Origin of the sequence: Tahibacter sp., assembly GCF_035481375.1 — a bacterium.
Taxonomy (GTDB): Bacteria; Pseudomonadota; Gammaproteobacteria; order Xanthomonadales; family Rhodanobacteraceae; genus Tahibacter.
The window spans coordinates 1-17,663 of record NZ_DATIGT010000043.1 but is presented as its reverse complement, the minus strand read 5'-3'; the positions used below and the strand labels follow the sequence as shown (position 1 = coordinate 17,663).

Sequence of the window (17,663 nt, the reverse complement as noted above, 5' to 3'; positions counted from 1 at the left end):
CGGCGCAGTTGTTCGACGAGGCGCCGGCCGTCGGCGGCGCGCGGCACGATCTTCAGCGCGACGTGCTGCGTGGTGTCGCCGAGTTCGCGCGTGGCGAGATAGACGCGGCCCATGCCACCTTCGCCGATCAGGCGTTCGAGGCGGAATTCCGCGATCGCCGTTTCGGTTTCGCCGTCAGCCAGGGCGTCGCCTAAGGCCTTGGCGACATCGTCCGGTTCGGGCAGTCCGATTGAGCCGGTCAGTTCGTTGCGCAGTGCGAGCAGCCGTTGTACGGCAGCGAAGACTTCGGGCGACGGTGCGGCGTCGCGCAGATGTGCCGCGTGCTGGCTGACCGGCAACGTGCTCAGCGCATGAAACAGTTGACGCGCCTGACGCCAGAAATCGGGAGCGTCGAACGGATTCGCGGCGGACATATACGGCATTCCCCTGGCATCGATACCCGGCGAATACTGACGTCAGACCACAACAATCGCGAGAGTTTGTTTTGTGCATTACCTCTGCGTGGACGGGCGGGACAGGCCGAAGCCGCCGTCGCTGACGTTGTCAGCGGCCGTGCGGCGAACGACTGCCGCTGCCGGCGACCGTGCCGGCCATGCGCTCTTCGGCGGCCTTGACGACCTTGCCGTCGACGAGCCAGAGATTCACGACCTTGCCGTCGGCGCGATAGGTCCAGATTTCCATCGCGGGCGAAAACTCGTCGCCGGGAATGCGGTCTAGCTGTGCGGGCTCGCCGGCGACGGCGCGGATCTGTTCGGCGCTGTGGCCCTTGTCGACGAGTTCGCGGCCGAGCAGCACGCTGTCGGCAAAGGTGTCGGCGGCAAAGGCGGTCAGCACGAGATACAGGGCGAGGCGTTTCATGCGGGGCTCCTTCGGCAGGCGCCGAAGTGTCGCCGCGATGTGTTGCAGCGCTGTTGCGCAGCGCGCGCCGTGCCGATGGCGCGCGTACGCGTCAGTCGCGTCGGTCCGTTTTCGGCTTGGTATAAGGCACGAAATCGCCGAGGCCGACCGAGCCGCTGAGCATTCGCGAGCCCGGATCCATGAGCTTGACGATGTCGATGTTGCAGAGTTCGGACGAATGCGTGTCGGTGACGAGAATTGCGTCGTCGCGCAGGAAAGCGGCGCCGGCTTTCGGGCGGTTGACGTAGATCGTCGGGCCGAGCGTGTCGTAGACGATCGCCGTCTTGTCGATGACGCGCGTCGAGCGGATGTCGCGCAGATGTATGCATTTGACCGGCTCGCCGGCAACGCGGCCTTCGATGGCCTTGGCGAGCTGTTCGTCGGGCGTCAGCCGCGCCGCGGTCGCGGCCGTGGCGACGGAGAGCAGGGCGGCGATCATCAGGAAACGTTTCATCGGAATCACCTTCGTGCGATGGCGGGCGGTCGCCCATTGCGGGAAATCTCCAAAAACCGCCGTTCCGGCGCTTTTTGAGCGGCGCATGACGGCGCCGGGGGAACGTCGAAGCAGTCCTGCGTTCCCTGCTGGCGCAGACGCCGGTCGGTCGCCGAGCGTCGCAGCGCCGACGCGAGCATCGGACCATCGTCGTGCCGCGGTCAATCGCGGCCGCCCATCCCGGTTGAGCCGCCATGCGCGATGCCGCGACGGGCATTGCCTCATCGGGCAGGGTGCACGGCGTGTTGGATTGCAAGTCGTTGATTCGGCGAGACAGTCGCGTGGCATCGGGCTTGCGCCTGAGCGAAAGGGCTTCGTTGCCACGAGCGGCGGAGCGACGCGAGGAATGCAACGGCATGAACCATCCGAGGATCACGACTTCTTCGCAGCGACCGCTCGGACGCCTCGTGCTGCCGTTGCTGGGACTGCTGTTCTTCGCCGGTCATTGCGAGGCCGCGACGATCCGCCGCTGCATCGGTGAGCAGGGCGAGCCCATGTTTGCCGAACAGTGCACGAATCCGGCCGGCACGGCACGGGTCGACAGCGTCGAGCGCCGGCGCCCGTCGGCACGGAACTACTCCGTCGCCGCCGCGCCCGCGCGCGGCAGCGATTTCTGCGCCCGCTCGCCGGAACTGCTGCAGCGGCACGTCGAGGCGGCATTGCGCACGCGCAACGGCGTGCGGCTGTCCGGCTACGCGCTGTGGCGCGGCGTGTCGGCGCGTGCGGCGCGTTATGAAGCGCGCTCGCTGCTGTCGCTGCTGAAAGCCGGTTCCGTCGGCGTGTCGTTGCGGCGTGCGGCCGAGTTCGAGCCGGTCGAAACCGACGCGCCCGCACTCGTGCTGATGCCGCTCAGCCAGCGCAACGGCGCGGCCGAATCCGATCAGCTCTGGTTCCGCGTCGTACGCGACCACGGCTGCTGGTGGCTCGATCCGCGGCCGCAGCGCATCGAACCGCAGCACGAGCCCGAACCCGAGCCGCAGTATGTGGAAGCGCCCGCACCGTCCGACGAGGCGATCGCGCGCGGCCTTTGGTAGTGCCGGTCACTTCACCGACGAGGATCCGACCATGATTCCGAAGACTGTCGTCGCTGCCGTAGTGCTGCTCGCCGCCGCGCCGGCGTTCGCGGCGAACATCGTCACGGCGCCGCAGGGCGGCGTCGCGCGCTGGGCCGGACTCGATGCCGCCGACTGCGGCGTCTACGGCAAGCGCTACGCCGCGATCGCGAAAGCCTGCTACTACCCGGTCGACATCCGCGCGAAGCCCGGGCGCTACGAGATCGCGCTCTGGGAAGCCGGCGGCAAAATGCACCGCGGCACGCTGATCGTGGAAGATGCGAAGTTTCCCGAAGTGGACATGGAGCTGCCGCCGGAACTCGCGCGCTATATCGACGTGTCGGGCGAGGACCGCGCGCGCGCCGCGCGCGAGACCGGCGAGGTGCGGAAGATCCTGGGCGGCACGCTCGACGCGCCGCGCTTCACCTTGCCGCTGGGCAAGCCGACCGCGAGCCTGCCGCGCAGCGAGGACGATTTCGGCAGCCTGCGTACGTTCAACCACAAGCACAAGAGCCTGCACAGCGGGCGCGACTATCCGGTCGGCGACGGCAACGCCGTGCGTGCGGTCGCCGACGGCCGCGTCGTGCTCGCGGCCGATCACTTCTTCACCGGCAACGCGGTCTACGTCGACCACGGCGGCGGTCTCGTCAGCATGAATTTCCATCTCGGCTCGATCGCGGTGAAAACCGGCGACGCGGTCAAGCGCGGCCAGAACCTCGGCAAGATCGGCGGCACGGGCCGTGCAACCGGACCGCACCTGCACCTGGGCCTGCGCTGGCTCGGCAAGCGCATCGATCCGGCATTGCTGCTCGCGTCGCCCGACGCGTTGCCGAGCGTGGCCGACAGCGCACGCGAAGCGGACGAGAAGATCCATGAGGCGCAGCAGCGCGAGCCCGACGAGAACGACGCGCCGCTCGACGACGAGTGACACGACTCAGATACGCAGATCGAGCCGCAGCAGGATCGCGAGGCCGAACACCGCGAACAGCGCCGCGGCGACGTAGCGCATGGCCGCGAGCGGAAAGCGCCGCGCGAGCGACTCGCCGACGAGCACGGCGGGCACGTTCGCCGCCATCATGCCGAGCGTCGTACCGAGCGTGACCAGCGTCAGGCTCGCGTACTTCGCGCCGAGCGCGACGGTCGCGAGCTGGGTCTTGTCGCCCATCTCGGCAATGAAGAACAGCACGAGCGTCGTGCCGAACGCGCCGTAGCGTCCCGTCTTCGGTTCCGCCTCGAGGGTGTCGGGAATCAGCGCCCAGGCGGCGAACGCGAAGAAGGCGAGGGCGAGCAGCCAGCGCAGCAGATCCGGACCGAGCGCATGCGCGACCCAGCCGCCGACGAGCGCGGCGAACAGATGGTTGAGTACGGTTGCTGCGAAGATGCCGGCGATGACGGCGCCGTGGCGGCCGCGAAAGCGCGCCGCGAGGATGAACGAGAGCAATTGCGTTTTGTCGCCGATCTCGGCGACGGCGACCATCGCGAACGACGCGAACAAGGCTTCCACTGGACGTATCCCGGGGCCGGCGAGCGGAAACCAATGACCCTGCCATCCATCGCCGGCCCGGCTGCGGATCGCAGAGTCAAAGGTCTCGCCGAGCAGAAACTGCCGCCGACGCCATGGTCTGTGGACCAAGTGTGTTGACGTCGGCACCTCCGTGCGGAGGCGGCTACTCCCCAATGACGGCGCGCAATCTAGTGGCTGTCCCGGTATGAAGCAAGCGAGCCGGGCTGCGACCTTGGTCGCGTTCGCGTGCTTCGCATACACCCTTGACCGCAGGTCGGTCGTCCCCGTACCGTCGCGCCGTCGCGGTTATCATCTCTCTATCGCGATTGAGAGATGGAATTAAAAGGGAAGCCGGTACGGCCAAGGCCAAATCCGGCGCTGCCCCGCAGCGGTGTGTGGAAACGACCTTCGCCTCAGGCACTGGCTCCTCGCGGGCCGGGAAGCGGCGAACAGTAGGTGGGACAGCGATGTCCCGCGTCCACGAGCCCGAAGACCTGCCGCGACCGGGGAGCGATCCCCGTCTGACCTGGATCTTCCGAGGGGAAGGGCCGGTACCCGTCGCGCGCTGAGCGGCGGTGTCCGGCCGCGCCCGCGGAAGTCCGGTTCGCCCGAGGGGGCGAAGGTCGGCCGCGACGCCGGCGGCGCGCGGTTCCTTCGTTCCTCCATTCCCACGAATCGAGGACAAGACGATGGCTTTGGTAACGAACCTGGGTTTTCCGCGCATCGGCGCGCGCCGCGAATGGAAGTTCGCGCTGGAAGCGTACTGGCGCGGCGACAGCAATGCGGACGAACTCGCAGCGACCGCGCGCGCGCTGCGTCTGCGGCACTGGCAACTGCAGCGCGACGCCGGTGCGGACGTCGTGCCGTGCAACGATTTCTCGGCCTACGACCACGTGCTCGACGCGGCCTGGCTCGTCGACGCGATCCCCGCGCGCTACCGCGCGCTGGCCGACCGCGATGCGACCGCGGGCTATTTCGCGCTCGCGCGCGGCCTGCAGCGTGACGGCATCGATCTGCCCGCGCTCGAGATGACGAAGTGGTTCGACACGAACTATCACTACCTCGTGCCCGAACTGGAGGCCGGGCAGACCTTCCGGCTGCGCGGCGACAAACCCGTCGCGGCGTTTCTCGACGCGCGCGCCGCAGGCTTCGCGGCGCGCCCGGTACTGCTGGGGCCCGTCAGTTTCCTGCTGCTCGCGAAATCCGTCGACGGCAGCGACCGGCTCGCGCACGTCGACGCGCTGGCCGCGGTCTACGCGGAACTCCTCGCGCAGCTCGCGGCGGCCGGCGCGGACTGGGTGCAGATCGACGAACCCTGCCTCGTGCTCGATCTCGATGCCGCCGCGCGCGATGCGTACCGCCGCGCGTACGCGAGGTTCGACGGCATGCAGCGACCGAAGCTGATGCTCGCGACATATTTCGGCGCGCTCGCCGACAACCTCGATCTTGCGCAGTCGCTGCCCGTCGACGGCCTGCACGTCGATCTCGTGCGCGCGCCGCAACAGCTCGGCGACGTGCTCGACACGCTGCCCGTGTCGCGCGTGCTCTCGCTCGGTCTCGTCGACGGACGCAATGTCTGGCGCGGCGATCTCGACGCGGCGCTGACCGCCGCGCGCCGCGCGGAACAGCGTGTCGGCAGCGCGCGCCTGCAGCTCGCCGCGTCGTGTTCGCTGCTGCACGTGCCGATCGACGCCGCGCTCGAAACCGCGATGTCGCCGCACATCGCCGCGTGGCTCGCCTTCGCGGCGCAGAAGGTGCAGGAACTGCGCATCGTCGCCGACGCGCTTGCCGGCGATCCATCGGCGGAGGCTGCGCTGATCCAGGCGCGCACCGCGCGCGCGCGGCGCGCGCTGTCGCCGCTCGTGAAGCGCGCCGACGTCGCCGCGGCGCTGGACGCCGCCGATTCGCTGCCGCCGCGCCGCGCCACGCCGCATGCACAGCGCCGCATCGTGCAGCAGCGGCTGCTGCAGCTGCCCGCGTTTCCGACCACGACGATCGGCTCGTTCCCGCAGACCGCCGAAATACGCGACGCGCGCGCGCGGCACCGCGCCGGGAAACTGTCGGACGCCGACTACGATGCGTTCCTGGCCGCGCAGACCGAGACCTGCGTGCGCCTGCAGGAAGACCTCGGCCTCGACGTGCTCGTGCACGGCGAGTTCGAGCGCAACGACATGGTCGAATATTTCGGCGAACAGCTCGCGGGCTTCGCGTTCTCGCGCCACGGCTGGGTGCAGAGCTACGGCTCGCGCTGCGTGAAGCCGCCGATCATCTACGGCGATGTGCAACGTCCCGCGCCGATGACGGTGCGCTGGTCGCACTACGCGCAGTCGCTGACCGAGCGGCCGATGAAAGGCATGCTGACCGGCCCCGTGACGGTGCTGCAGTGGTCGTTCGTGCGCGACGACCAGCCGCGCGCGACGACGTGCCGGCAGATCGCGCTCGCACTGCGCGAGGAGGTCAACGATCTCCAAGCCGCCGGCATCCGCGTGATCCAGATCGACGAACCGGCGCTGCGCGAAGGACTGCCGCTGCGCCGCCGCGACTGGCAGCACTATCTCGACTGGGCCGTGGACTGTTTCCGGCTGACCACGTCGGGCGTGGCCGACACGACGCAGATCCACACCCACATGTGCTACTCGGAGTTCAACGACATCATGCCGGCGATCGCCGCGATGGACGCCGACGTGATCTCGATCGAGACCTCGCGTTCGCGCATGGAACTGCTCGATGCGTTCGTGCGCTTCGCGTATCCGAACGACATCGGCCCCGGCGTCTACGACATCCATTCGCCGCGCATCCCCGACACGGCGGAAATGCTCGCGCTGCTGCACAAGGCCGTCGCCGTGCTGCCGCGCGAGCGGCTCTGGATCAATCCGGACTGCGGCCTGAAGACCCGCGGCTGGCCCGAGACGCGGCGCGCGCTGGAAGCGATGGTCGCGGCGGCGCGCGTGTTGCGCGAGGCGGCGTAGCCGCCGGGCGGGGAATGGGGAGTAGGGAATGGGGAATCGCAAAAGGCGCCGCGGGAAAGCCTTTCGCAAGGCGGCGGGGACCCGGGCTTTTGCTCTTGCTGCGACGATTTCCCGTTCCCGATGCCCCATTCCCGTCGTCAGGGCTTGACTCTGGACCCGGGTCCAGGGTCCACACTCGCGCCAGGAGACCCGCCATGACCCGATACAGCATCGGCGACCTCGCGCAGCGCGCGGGCGTCGCGATCGACACGATCCGCTACTACGAACGCGACGGCCTGCTGGCGCCGGCCGAGCGTTCGGCCGCCGGCTATCGCCGCTACGACGACACCGGCCTCAAGCGCCTGACCTTCATACGGCGCGCCAAGGCGCTCGGCTTTTCGCTCGAGGATATCCGCGGCCTGCTCGCACTGAGCGAGCAGGCCGACATCGCCGAGGTCCGCCGCACCGCGCAGGGCAAGCTCGCCGACATCGAACAGCGCATCGCCGAACTCGAACGCATACGCGCCGGCCTGCGGGCGTTGATCGCCGCCTGTCCGGGGCACGGCCGCGCCGAGGCCTGCCCGATACTCAATGCATTGACCGGAGATGCGTCGTGAACGCGCCGCATTCCTGCTGTCACGGCGGCGCCGCGCACGCGCACGCTGCGGGTTCCGCGCTACGCGATCCGGTCTGCGGCATGACGGTCGCGCCGGATTCCCCGCACCACGCGCGGCATGACGGCGTCGATCACCGCTTCTGCTCGGCGCGCTGCCGCGAACGCTTCGTCGCCGATCCCGCGCGTTTTCTGTCGCCCGCGGCCGAGACGGCGGCGGTCGGGACGGCTCCGGTCGATGGCGCAATGTATACCTGTCCCATGCACCCTGAAATCGTGCGGCCGGGGCCGGGCATCTGCCCGCTCTGCGGCATGGCGCTGGAACCGGTGATGCCGCAGGCCGACGCCGGCGAAGCATCCGAAGAACTGGTCGATTTCCGCCGCCGTTTCCTGCGGACGCTGCCGCTGACGATCGCGGTATTCGTGCTGGCGATGTCCGGCGACCGGCTGTTCGCGCTGCCGCACGCGATGCGCAATGCGATCGAGCTCGTGCTGAGCGCGCCGGTCGTGCTCTGGGCCGGCCTGCCGCTGCTCGCGCGCGGCGTGCAGTCGCTGCGCAATCGCCATCTGAACATGTGGACGCTGATCGGGATCGGCGTCGCCGCGGCGTTCGGCTACAGCGTCGTTGCCACACTCGTGCCGGGACTGTTCCCGGACGCGTTCCGCATGCACGGCCGCGTCGGCGTCTACTTCGAAGCCGCCGCGGTCATCGTGTCGCTGACCCTGCTGGGGCAGGTGCTCGAACTGCACGCGCGTTCGGCCACGTCCGCGGCGATCCGCGCGCTGCTCGGCCTCGCGCCGAAGACCGCGCGACGGCTGCGCGAGGACGGCGGCGAGGAAGACGTGCCGCTGGCCGAGGTAGCGCCCGGCGACCGCCTGCGCGTGCGGCCCGGCGAGAAGATCCCGGTCGACGGCGAGGTGCTGGACGGACGTTCCGCCGTCGACGAATCGCTGCTGACCGGCGAATCGCTGCCGGTCGAGAAGGCGCCGGGACAGCGTGTGATCGGCGCATCGATGAACGGCAGCGGCAGCCTCGTCGTGCGCGCGACCCAGGTCGGCGCGGCCGGACTGCTCGCGCAGATCGTGAAGCTCGTCGCCGACGCGCAGCGTTCGCGCGCGCCGATGCAGCGGCTGGCCGATCGCGTCGCCGGCGTGTTCGTCGTCGGCGTGCTCGCGGTCGCGCTGCTGACTTTGCTGGGCTGGGGACTGCTCGGTCCCGACCCGGCCTGGACCCACGCGATCGTCAACGCCGTCTCGGTGCTGATCATCGCGTGCCCCTGCGCGCTCGGCCTTGCGACACCGATGTCGATCATGGTCGCGACCGGCCGCGCCGCGCGCGCCGGCGTGCTGTTCCGCGATGCCGAGGCGCTGGAGCGGCTGCGCGAGGTCGACACGGTGATCCTCGACAAGACCGGCACGCTGACCGAAGGCCGGCCGGTACTGCACGAGATCGTCGCGGCGCCCGGCATGTCGGACGACGATCTGCTGCGCCGCTCGGCGAGCCTCGAGCAGGCCAGCGAACATCCGCTCGGCATCGCGATCATCGCTGCGGCGCGCGAACGCGGCCTCGCGCTGTCGACGGTGACGACCTTCGACTCGATCGCGGGGCAGGGCATCGCCGGCGAGGTCGACGGTGTGCGTCTCGCGCTCGGCAACGCGGCGCTGATGCAGTCGCTGGCCGTGGACCTCGCCGCGCTTTCCGGCATTGCCGAGCGGCTGCGCGCATCCGGCGCGAGCGTGCTGTTCGCGGCGATGGACGGTCGCGCGGCGGGCCTGATCGCCGTGGCCGACCCGGTGAAGCCGGGCACGGCCGCAGCCTTGCGCGCGCTGCGCGAAGCCGGACTCGCGATCGTCGTGGCGTCCGGCGACGCGCCCGCGACCGTGCGCGCCGTCGCCGCGCAGCTCGACATCGCCGACGTGCACGGCGGCCTGCAGCCGCAGGACAAGCTCGCTCTGGTCCGGCAGCTGCAGGCGCAGGGACGCCGCGTCGCGATGGCCGGCGACGGCGTCAACGACGCGCCCGCGCTGGCCGCGGCCGATGTCGGCATCGCGATGGGCAGCGGCACCGATGTCGCGCTCGCGAGCGCTGCGGTGACGCTCGTCAAGGGCGACCTGCGCCGCATCGTCACCGCGCGCGCGGTCTCGGTCGCGACCGTGCGCAACATGAAGCAGAATCTACTATTCGCGTTTCTGTACAACGCGCTCGGCGTGCCGGTCGCGGCCGGCCTGCTGTATCCGCTGACCGGCTGGCTGCTCGATCCCATGCTCGCCGCGCTCGCGATGAGCCTGAGTTCGGTGTCGGTCGTCGCCAACGCGCTGCGCCTGTCGCGCGTGAAGCTCGCGGAGACCGCCGCATGAACGACCCGATGGCGATCGCGTTTCGCGCGGAATGGGACGCTGCCATGGCCGCCTGCGCGGCCGGCGATCTCGACGCCGCGTTCCGGCGCCTGGAGCGCGCGCACATACTCGGCCAGCGCCGCACCGGCCTGCACGTGCGCAGCCACGCCGGTCTGCTGCGCATCGGCTGGCGCCGTCGCGACGTGCGCGAAATCGCCGGCCAGTTCGCGCGCATCGTCGCCGCCGTGTTGTTCTCGCGGCTCTGGGTGCCCGAAGGCAATACCGGCGGCGCCGATGTCAGCGCGTTCCGACCGATGCCCGTGCCCGAGGATCTGCGCGAGGCGCTGAACAAGAAACCGTAGGTTGGGGTGAGCCGCAGGCGAACACCAACATCGAGGTAGTCGCCTGCGCCGAACGCCCTCGGGCAGGAGCCGGCGCGCGGTACCGTCGAAACGACGGCGTGTTCCTCATGCACGGGCTCTTCGCAGCGGGGCGGCCGCGATGTCGGGGTTCGCCTGCGGCTCAGCGCCAACCTGCGTTGTTGGCTACCACCCGCAGCGGGCGTTCTCGGCGGCCTCGGTCATCGGCTCGGCATCGAGAGCGAGCAACTGCGTGACGATCTCCTCGCGCGCCGAGGGCCACAGTCCCGTGAGCGTGAAGCAGACGTCGTATTCGCCTTCGCGGCCCCAGGGAGCGACCGTGCGTTCGAGCGGGCCCCAGGCCGCTTCGAACTCCGCGACGATCACGTTGAACTGCGCGATCGCGGCCGGCGACGTGCCGGCGCCGTGGCTGATGAACGACACCACGAGCGGATAGGTCGTCGGCGGCCGGTTCGCGCGTGCCGGTTGGTTGCCCGGCTGCGGCAACGCGGAGGCGACCGAAGTAAGGGCGAGCAGCGACACGCAGAGCAGGGAGCGCAGCGTCATGTCAGTTTTCCTGGCTGGGTTTTCCGGGTAGGGATCGACGACGCGCCGGCGACGCGCCGCGCGGATGGAACGGCGCGCGCGGGCGACGGGGTTAGTACCGATTGCCATATGCGGGACGGGGCGAGTGGTGAGTGACGGGGCGTGAGAAACGACTGAATTGCGAGGGTGCCAGGCACGTCGTGCTGCGGCGCTTGAGCGTAGGCCTTCGCTCTTTTCTCACTCCTCCACACTCGTTTCTCCGCCACTCGCGCCGTCGAGCAAATCAGCGATACTCCGCGCCTTCCCGATCGACGGATGCTTCAGCGGGCCATGGCACAGCAGCAGTTCGACGCACGATGCAGGATCCCGATGGCGCCGGCGGGCGGAGGCACGCGATGAGCCGGCTTCCGCGCATCGCGCTCGTGGCGACCGGCGGCACGGTCGCCGGCACGGCCGGCAGCTCGACGCAGCAGCTCGGCTACCGTGCCGGAGCGCTCGGCGTCGAAGCGCTGCTCGCATCGGTGTCGGGGCTGTCCACGCTCGCCGAGGTCGTTCCGGAACAGCTCTTCGCGATCGACAGCGCGGCAATGGAGCTGGCCCACTGGCAGGCGCTCGGCGACCGTCTCGCGGCGCTGCTCGCGCGCGAGGACATCGACGGCGCGGTCGTGCTGCACGGCACCGACACGCTCGAAGAGACCGCGTATTTCCTGCACCTGACGATGGCCAGCGACAAGCCCGTCGTGCTGACCGGCGCGATGCGGCCGGCTACCGCGCTCGGTGCGGACGGGCCGATGAACATCTATCACGCGATCAGCGCCGCGGCGCATCCGGACTGCCGCGGCCTCGGCACGCTCGTGATCTTCGGCGACGTGCTGCTCGGCGCGCGCGGACTGCAGAAGCGCGACAGCGTGCCCGGCGCGTTCAGCGCCGACCAGTACGGCCGGCTCGGTCTCGTCAAGGACCGCGACGTGTTCCTGTATCAGCGTCCGACGCGCGCGCGCGGCGGCTTCGCGGTCCCGCGGCATTGGCCGCGCGTGCCCGTGCTCACGGCGTTCGTCGACCTGTCGCCGCGGCTCATCGAGGCGGCCGCGGCCGATGCCGACGGCCTCGTGTTCGCCGGCGTCGGCAACGGCAACCTCCGCGAAGACTGGTGCGCCGCGCTCGCCGCCGCCGCCGCGCGCGGCGTGTGCATCGTGCGCGCGAGCCGCGTCTCCAACGGTACGACCGTGCGCAACGGCGAAATCGACGACGACGCGCACGGCTTCATCAGCGCCGACAACCTCACGCCGCTGCAGGCGCGCATCCTGCTGATGCTCGGCCTCGCGCGCGGCGATTCGCCGCAACGGCTGCAGCAGCTGTTCGATCGCCATTGAAAAAACCCTCCCCTTGAAGGGGAGGGTATGGATGGGGATGGGTTTGCTTCGCTTCGCCCGTGAAGGGGAGAGCTTCCCGTCGGCGTCGCTTTGCTTCAGCCCTCAGTTCCGTCGATAGGCATACTCATACGCGAAATGCGTGGCTGCCTTGTCTTCCCAGCGATTCAGCAGGTGATAGGTGCGGCGCCAGATCCACCAGGTGAACTTGATACCGAACAGCTTGAACGAGATCTTGCGGCCGCGCTGATACTCCTTCATCTGCGTGATGAACGACGGATGCACGGTACGCACGCCGTCGGTACCGACGTCATAGATATGACCGTCCGTGATCGCGCTGCTTTCCTCGCGCACGGCGCTGCCCCAGAGCGTGTCGAGGTATCGGCGCGGGATCATCGCGCTGCCGCCGTTGGTCGACGGGAACGGATTGTCGTCGTCGGTGCCGCCGAGATAGGAATGGTCGATCGCGCCCTGGATGAACGAGTAGGTGTTGTTGAGGCGTTGCTGCGCGCTGAGACCTGTGCCGAGGAAACTGATTTCCACCGGCATGACCATGCCGCTGGGACTGAGCCACGGCGAGCACATCGCCGCCATGTAGCGCGAGGCCGGCGGGGCGGCCTTGATGCGGCGCTGGTCGTGGAATATGCCGATCGCGCGCGTGAGTGGAACGCCCATGTCGAAGGCCTTGACCAGGCCCGTCACGGTGAAACCGCTCGGCGGCATCACGTACGGTTCGACGATCTGCGGATTGCCGCAGGACGAGTTCATCGTGACGACGCCGTCGTCGTTGCCCGGATGCAGCAATTTGGTATTGATCGCGTTGTTGAGGATGCCGTAGTTGCCCGTGGTGTGTGCGCCCGACACGGTGACGGTCGACACGGGCGACATGTTCATGACCGGCACCCAGCGCTGATGCGCATAGGCCGGCGTCAGGTCGGCGAGCACGCTGTCGAGCGCGCGCTGCTGGCCCCAGCCGCAGAGTCCCGTGCTGCCGCCCCAGGCCGAAATGATGCCGCAGATCGGATCGGACGGATTCATGATGGCCGACGCGCCGATCGCGGCCGGCGCGAGACGGCTGCCGCCGAGTGCCGAGGCGAACGCGATGTGGCCGCGGAAGCGCTTGACCAGCGGGCGATGCGGGGTGCCGTACTGGCCGTCCTGCAGCTTGCCGAGCGCGGTATTGGCGATGAGTCCGCCGGTGGAGTGACTGACGATGATGCAGCCGTTCGCGCAGAACGGCATCTTGATCACGCTGGGCGGCGGATAGTTGGGCGGCGTCTGCACGTTGTGGCCGGTGTTCATCGCGCGGATGGTCTGGGTGAGAAACGCGTGCTGCGCGACTTCGAGACGCTGCGCGGTGTTCCACGCCACGACGAGCAGGCGGTTGTACTTCGGCACGTAGCTCGGGCTGCCCTGGTTCGGCGGCCACTGGTAGCCGGCCGTCGGATTGGTCGGCGCGGTCATGTCCCAGAGATGCTCGCGCACGTGCGGCGTCCAGTAGTCCCAGGCGCGCTGGTAGAAATAGCCGCCGGGCTCGAAGGCGGCCTGGTCCTGCGGCCATTTCATGTGCGCGCCGAGATTGCCCGACGCGTTGTCGAGCAGCGTGCCGAGCGAGAAGCCCTGGATCAGGATGATGTCGCGGCCGGCGAACGGCTGGCTGTCGTTGAGCAGGTACGGACTGCTGCACGGCACGACGCTGTTCTTGTAGTAGCAGACCGGCGCTTTCTCGAACGCCGGCAGCGCCGGCAGAGAGAGCGGCGTCTGCTGGTTGATGAGGTCGAGGAGGCCGTCCTTCTCGAACGCGTCGACCTGATCGTCGGTGTGCTGGTCTTCGTCGGACTCCGGTTCCTCCGCCTCGGGCGGCAACGTGCCGCCGATCGACGGTTCGCAGGGCAGCGGATACATCGCCGTCGTCGACGTGTCGAGGTTGGGGTATACCGACGACAGGGTGCCGACTTCCTCGTCGACGTCGACCGGGCCTTCGACGTCGGTCGCGCCGGCCGGCAGCACGACGTTGCCGCGGGGGTCGACCTTCGCGGGTTCCGCACAAGGCGCGGTCGCGGCGATGGCAGCCGGCAGCGCGGTCGCGAGACCGAGGCCGACGAGGCAGGCAAAGATTCGGGTGGGGCGCATCGAATGGTTCCTCCGGAGTGAGCGTGAGCGTCGCGGCACGGGCGGCGACGCGGTTCGAACGAGCGTTCGAAAGCCTAGGCGGCGGAGGTGGGCAAAGCTGGGAACGTATCGGGAACAAAGCGGGCTGGAATGGCGCGTCCCGGGCGGGTCATCGCGCGTGAAGCGGGCTATTGCCGGAGGGCCTGTCACGCGACCGGTACCACGAGCGCCGACCTGACCGGTTCGCCCGCGCTGGCCGGCAGCTATCTCGTCGCACCGGCAGCGCCGGCTGCAATGCGCTGCCGACTTGGCGCACTGCTTCGAGCATCTGACGAACGCGTCGCGCCGCCTGTACTTCAGCGGTGCGGCACCGCTGGAAGCGATGGGGGGCGACGAAGGGCGCGCCTGGACCGTGCAGGAACTCGCATTCTTCAGGAACGTAGGACGCAACAACCGAAGGGCATTGCGCCGTAGCCGCCCGAAGTCGGTCGCCTCGCATCACGCCGTGACGCAGCCGAAGCGTCTTGCTTCGGCACGCGGGAGGAAACTTCGTCACCTTCGCTTTGTTTCTTCGGCGCAACGCCCTTCGGTTGTTGCGCCTACGGAGACGGGGCCGATTTCACGAGCCCGCTCAATGCGGCCGCGAGATCGGGATCGGCCTCGCCGAGCCTGCGCGACTGCTTCACGATGCGGCCTTCCGCATCGAGCGCCGTGAGCACGCTGGCGTGATTGAACTCGCCGTCGCTGAGCTGGCGGTACTGCACGCCGAGCGCTGCGGCGAGTTCGCGCACGTGCTCGGCGTCAGTGCGCACGAGGCGCCAGCGGGCGGCGTCGAGTCCGCGGCGTTTCGCGACCGCGGCGAGCGCGGCGACGTCGTCGCGCGCCGGATCGATGCTGACGAGCAGCACGTCGAGGCGATACAGCGACGCGGCCGGAAGCGCGCGCTCGGTCGCCTTCGCCGTGTCGATGATCAGCGGGCAGACGTAGCCGCACGAGGTGTAGAACAGCGCGACGAGCTGCGGCCGCCCGCGCAGCTCGCGCAGGGCGAACGTGCGGCCGGTCTGGTCGGTCAGCGGCAGGTCGAGCTGATACAGCGAATCGCCGGGCAGGGCGGCCGCGGGTTCGGTTGCCGCGGCCGGCGCCGCTGCTGCCAGTGCGAAGACGCAAAACGCCATCCAATCGAAAATCTTCATCGTGTTTCTCCGAGTCCGTCCTTGGCGCAGCGGAAGCCGAGCCGGCGCGTCGTGTCCGCCGCGCGCAGGGAGCTCAGCATCGCGATGCGCATGAGCACCGCGTAGTTCTCGCGGTCCTTGAGGCTCGCCGCGCCGGCGCCGCAGAACGCGAACAGGTCGGGGTCGCCCTGCTCGCGGTTGTCGCCGGCCACCATCAGTGCGCCGTGGTCGTCTATCCATTCCCAGATCAGGCCGTGCAGGTCGTGCACGCCCCAGACATTCGGCGCGGTGCCGCCGACGTCGGCGATCGCGCTGCCCGAAGGAACTGCGTACCAGCCGAGAATGCGTTCGCGCCAGCGCGGATCGCCGCGCGCGTCGGTCCGCGTCTCGTCGGCGGCTGCCGCGAATTCCCATTCGTGCCAGGTCGGCAGGCGCGCGTCTTCGCTCTCGCAGTAGGCGCGCGCGGCGAACCAGCTCACGCGCGTCGCCGGCTGGTCGGTGCCGGCGGCGGGCCCCAGCGTCGCCGGTCCGGCCCAGTGCGACAGGTACTCGCGATCGGCGAACAAAGGAACAACGCTGTCTTTGCGCCACTGCGCATGCCGCGACGCGAACGCCAGGAACTCGGCGTTCGTGACCGGCGTCGCGCGCAGGCGGAACGGTGCGACCTGTGCGGCGGCCGACTTGCCGTCGGGCGGAAGCACGCTGACCAGCGTGCCGCCGGCGACAGGCCGGTAGTCTGCGGCCGGCGGCGCGGCCGTCGCGAGCAGCAGTGCCGCAGCGGCGGCCACATGCAGGCCGCGCATCTCAGTGCTCCTGTGCAGCGGGCTTGCCGTTCTTGCGCGCCGCGGCGACGTCGGCCGCGGAAATCGTGCCGCCGGCGTTGTCCCAGCTGTTGAGCACATAGGTCAGGATGTTCGCGACGCCGGCGTCGTCGAGCTGCGTCATCGGCGGCATGACCGAGTCGTACGGCGTGCCGTTCACGGTGATCTTGCCGCTGAGGCCATGCAGCACGACGTCGACCGCGCGTTTCGGATCGGCGTTGAGCCAGTCCGATTTCGCGAGCGGCGGGAACACGCCGTCGAGGCCGCGGCCGTCGCTCTGGTGGCAGACCGAGCAGGTGCCTTCGAACAGCTGCCGGCCGGCCTTGACCTGGTCATCGCGCGTCAGCGTGCCGCTGGCGGCCGCCTGGCTCGCCGTCGAGACGGCCGCGAGGTTCGGTCCGGCGCGATCGCCGAGATAGACCGAGTCGACTTCCTTGCCCGAGTAGATCGCCTTCACTTCGGGACCGTCGGCCTTGATCATGCCGATCGCGCCCTTGTTGAACGCGCGGAAGATCGAATGATCGACGAGGACATACGTGCCCGGCACTTCCATGTGGAAGTCCGCGATCATCGAACCGCCGGCGGGGATCAGCGTGGTCTGCACGTTTTCCTGGAACCGCGTGCCGCCCTCGAACCAGACCTTGTCGAAGATCTCGCCGATCACGTGAAAGCTCGACACGAGATTCGGGCCGCCGTTGCCGACGTAGAGCCGCACGGTCTCGCCGGTCCTGACCTTCATCGCCTTGTCGCCGACGAGCGCGCCTTCGCTGCCGTTGAACAGGACGTAGGTCGGTTTTTCGTCGATGGCTTTTTCCATGTCGAACGGCGCGAGACCTTTCTCGCGATACTTCGTCGTCGTATAGAAATCGCCCTGCATCACGTAGAACTCGTGATCGACCTTCGGCATCCCCTCGGGCGGCTCGACGAGGATCAGGCCGTACATGCCGTTCGCGACGTGCATGCCGACCGGCGCGGTCGCGCAGTGGTAGACGTAGAGGCCCTGGTTCAGCGCCTTGAACGTGAACTGCGATTCGTGGCCCGGCGCGGTGAAGCTCGACGCGGCGCCGCCCCCGGGGCCGGTCACGCCGTGCAGGTCGATGTTGTGCGGCATCTTGCTGTCGGGTGCATTCTTCAGATGGAACTCGACCGTGTCGCCCTGGCGTATGCGGATGAAGCTCCCGGGTACGGTGCCGCCGAAAGTCCAGAACGTGTACTTCACGCCCTCGGAAATCTCTTTCTCCACTTCGAGGACTTCGAGATCGACGATGACCTTGGCCGGCGCGCTGCGATTCGTCGGCGGCGGCACGTCGGGAGGACTCGTTAGGACCGCGCGGATCGGCGCGCCCTGCGGCGGACCGAAATCGCCTTTGGCCGAGCCGCCGGTCTCGGCGGCCGCCTTGTCGTTCGCCGCGAGAGACGTATTGGTATGACAGCCCGAC

Annotated in this window: 15 protein-coding genes, 1 pseudogene and 2 riboswitches; of the genes and pseudogenes, 7 read left to right on the top strand and 9 right to left on the bottom strand. The window is 69.1% G+C overall.

What is annotated here, in order from left to right:
* From VLF18_RS03090 to VLF18_RS03080, 3 genes and pseudogenes are all read right to left on the bottom strand, one after another.
* Window positions 1-413 (bottom strand): annotated as a pseudogene (locus VLF18_RS03090) (hypothetical protein); the annotation flags it as partial.
* Between the two features lie 130 nt (window positions 414-543).
* Window positions 544-858 carry a hypothetical protein gene (locus VLF18_RS03085; RefSeq protein WP_325278155.1) on the bottom strand — a complete coding sequence of 105 codons (315 nt, stop codon included), beginning with the start codon at window positions 856-858 and terminating at the stop codon, window positions 544-546.
* A 91-nt stretch (window positions 859-949) separates the two neighbouring features.
* Window positions 950-1,351: a hypothetical protein gene (locus VLF18_RS03080; protein WP_325278154.1), complete on the bottom strand. Its 402-nt coding sequence runs from the start codon at window positions 1,349-1,351 to the stop codon at window positions 950-952.
* Window positions 1,352-1,746: 395 nt separating this feature from the next.
* On the opposite strand from VLF18_RS03080, the gene VLF18_RS03075 reads away from it, so the two are divergent.
* Window positions 1,747-2,424, top strand: a complete 678-nt coding sequence (locus VLF18_RS03075; protein WP_325278153.1) for a hypothetical protein — start codon at window positions 1,747-1,749, stop codon at window positions 2,422-2,424.
* A 31-nt stretch (window positions 2,425-2,455) separates the two neighbouring features.
* On the top strand, window positions 2,456-3,370 hold the full coding sequence (locus tag VLF18_RS03070) for a M23 family metallopeptidase (RefSeq protein WP_325278152.1): 915 nt from the start codon (window positions 2,456-2,458) through the stop codon (window positions 3,368-3,370).
* 6 nt (window positions 3,371-3,376) lie between these two features.
* Here VLF18_RS03070 and VLF18_RS03065 read toward each other — a convergent pair whose 3' ends face one another.
* Entirely contained in the window at window positions 3,377-3,946 is a 570-nt protein-coding gene (locus VLF18_RS03065; protein WP_325278151.1) for a TMEM165/GDT1 family protein, read from the bottom strand.
* Between the two features lie 15 nt (window positions 3,947-3,961).
* A riboswitch (yybP-ykoY riboswitch) is annotated at window positions 3,962-4,130 on the bottom strand.
* 102 nt (window positions 4,131-4,232) lie between these two features.
* A riboswitch (cobalamin riboswitch) is annotated at window positions 4,233-4,462 on the top strand.
* Window positions 4,463-4,635: 173 nt separating this feature from the next.
* Between VLF18_RS03065 and metE the strand changes: the two genes are divergently transcribed.
* The 4 genes from metE (at window position 4,636) to VLF18_RS03045 (ending at window position 10,206) form a co-directional block, all read left to right on the top strand.
* Window positions 4,636-6,915, top strand: a complete 2,280-nt coding sequence (gene metE / locus VLF18_RS03060; protein WP_325278150.1) for a 5-methyltetrahydropteroyltriglutamate--homocysteine S-methyltransferase — start codon at window positions 4,636-4,638, stop codon at window positions 6,913-6,915.
* Window positions 6,916-7,109: 194 nt separating this feature from the next.
* Window positions 7,110-7,511, top strand: coding sequence for a heavy metal-responsive transcriptional regulator (locus VLF18_RS03055; protein ID WP_325278149.1), 402 nt, complete (start codon window positions 7,110-7,112; stop codon window positions 7,509-7,511).
* An 80-nt stretch (window positions 7,512-7,591) separates the two neighbouring features.
* Complete coding sequence (locus VLF18_RS03050; protein WP_325278156.1) at window positions 7,592-9,865, top strand: heavy metal translocating P-type ATPase; 2,274 nt, start codon at window positions 7,592-7,594, stop codon at window positions 9,863-9,865.
* A complete protein-coding gene (locus VLF18_RS03045) occupies window positions 9,862-10,206 on the top strand; it encodes a DUF3703 domain-containing protein (protein WP_325278148.1) in 345 nt (114 codons plus the stop codon). Before VLF18_RS03050 ends, VLF18_RS03045 begins: the two co-directional genes overlap by 4 nt.
* A 183-nt stretch (window positions 10,207-10,389) precedes the next feature.
* Here the strand turns inward: VLF18_RS03045 and VLF18_RS03040 are convergent, their stop codons facing one another.
* Window positions 10,390-10,770: a hypothetical protein gene (locus VLF18_RS03040; protein WP_325278147.1), complete on the bottom strand. Its 381-nt coding sequence runs from the start codon at window positions 10,768-10,770 to the stop codon at window positions 10,390-10,392.
* Window positions 10,771-11,144: 374 nt separating this feature from the next.
* Between VLF18_RS03040 and VLF18_RS03035 the strand changes: the two genes are divergently transcribed.
* Window positions 11,145-12,122 carry an asparaginase gene (locus tag VLF18_RS03035; protein WP_325278146.1) on the top strand — a complete coding sequence of 326 codons (978 nt, stop codon included), beginning with the start codon at window positions 11,145-11,147 and terminating at the stop codon, window positions 12,120-12,122.
* Window positions 12,123-12,224: 102 nt separating this feature from the next.
* Here VLF18_RS03035 and VLF18_RS03030 read toward each other — a convergent pair whose 3' ends face one another.
* The 4 genes from VLF18_RS03030 to nirK form a co-directional block, all read right to left on the bottom strand.
* Complete coding sequence (locus VLF18_RS03030; protein ID WP_325278145.1) at window positions 12,225-14,252, bottom strand: hypothetical protein; 2,028 nt, start codon at window positions 14,250-14,252, stop codon at window positions 12,225-12,227.
* Between the two features lie 578 nt (window positions 14,253-14,830).
* On the bottom strand, window positions 14,831-15,424 hold the full coding sequence (locus VLF18_RS03025; protein WP_325278144.1) for an SCO family protein: 594 nt from the start codon (window positions 15,422-15,424) through the stop codon (window positions 14,831-14,833).
* Window positions 15,421-16,206, bottom strand: coding sequence for a formylglycine-generating enzyme family protein (locus VLF18_RS03020; RefSeq protein WP_325278143.1), 786 nt, complete (start codon window positions 16,204-16,206; stop codon window positions 15,421-15,423). Before VLF18_RS03020 ends, VLF18_RS03025 begins: the two co-directional genes overlap by 4 nt.
* A gap of 1 nt (window position 16,207) precedes the next feature.
* Window positions 16,208-17,663, bottom strand: a 1,456-nt coding sequence (gene nirK, locus VLF18_RS03015) for a copper-containing nitrite reductase (RefSeq protein WP_325278142.1), incomplete at its 5' end; no start/stop codon positions are given.

Coding starts and splice junctions, on each gene's coding strand:
- VLF18_RS03085 (WP_325278155.1), bottom strand. CDS start 858: ATGAAACGCCTCGCCCTGTATCTCGTGCTGACCGCCTTTGCCGCCGAC.
- VLF18_RS03080 (WP_325278154.1), bottom strand. CDS start 1,351: ATGAAACGTTTCCTGATGATCGCCGCCCTGCTCTCCGTCGCCACGGCC.
- VLF18_RS03075 (WP_325278153.1), top strand. CDS start 1,747: ATGAACCATCCGAGGATCACGACTTCTTCGCAGCGACCGCTCGGACGC.
- VLF18_RS03070 (WP_325278152.1), top strand. CDS start 2,456: ATGATTCCGAAGACTGTCGTCGCTGCCGTAGTGCTGCTCGCCGCCGCG.
- metE (WP_325278150.1), top strand. CDS start 4,636: ATGGCTTTGGTAACGAACCTGGGTTTTCCGCGCATCGGCGCGCGCCGC.
- VLF18_RS03055 (WP_325278149.1), top strand. CDS start 7,110: ATGACCCGATACAGCATCGGCGACCTCGCGCAGCGCGCGGGCGTCGCG.
- VLF18_RS03050 (WP_325278156.1), top strand. CDS start 7,592: ATGACGGTCGCGCCGGATTCCCCGCACCACGCGCGGCATGACGGCGTC.
- VLF18_RS03045 (WP_325278148.1), top strand. CDS start 9,862: ATGAACGACCCGATGGCGATCGCGTTTCGCGCGGAATGGGACGCTGCC.
- VLF18_RS03040 (WP_325278147.1), bottom strand. CDS start 10,770: ATGACGCTGCGCTCCCTGCTCTGCGTGTCGCTGCTCGCCCTTACTTCG.
- VLF18_RS03035 (WP_325278146.1), top strand. CDS start 11,145: ATGAGCCGGCTTCCGCGCATCGCGCTCGTGGCGACCGGCGGCACGGTC.
- VLF18_RS03030 (WP_325278145.1), bottom strand. CDS start 14,252: ATGCGCCCCACCCGAATCTTTGCCTGCCTCGTCGGCCTCGGTCTCGCG.
- VLF18_RS03025 (WP_325278144.1), bottom strand. CDS start 15,424: ATGAAGATTTTCGATTGGATGGCGTTTTGCGTCTTCGCACTGGCAGCA.
- VLF18_RS03020 (WP_325278143.1), bottom strand. CDS start 16,206: ATGCGCGGCCTGCATGTGGCCGCCGCTGCGGCACTGCTGCTCGCGACG.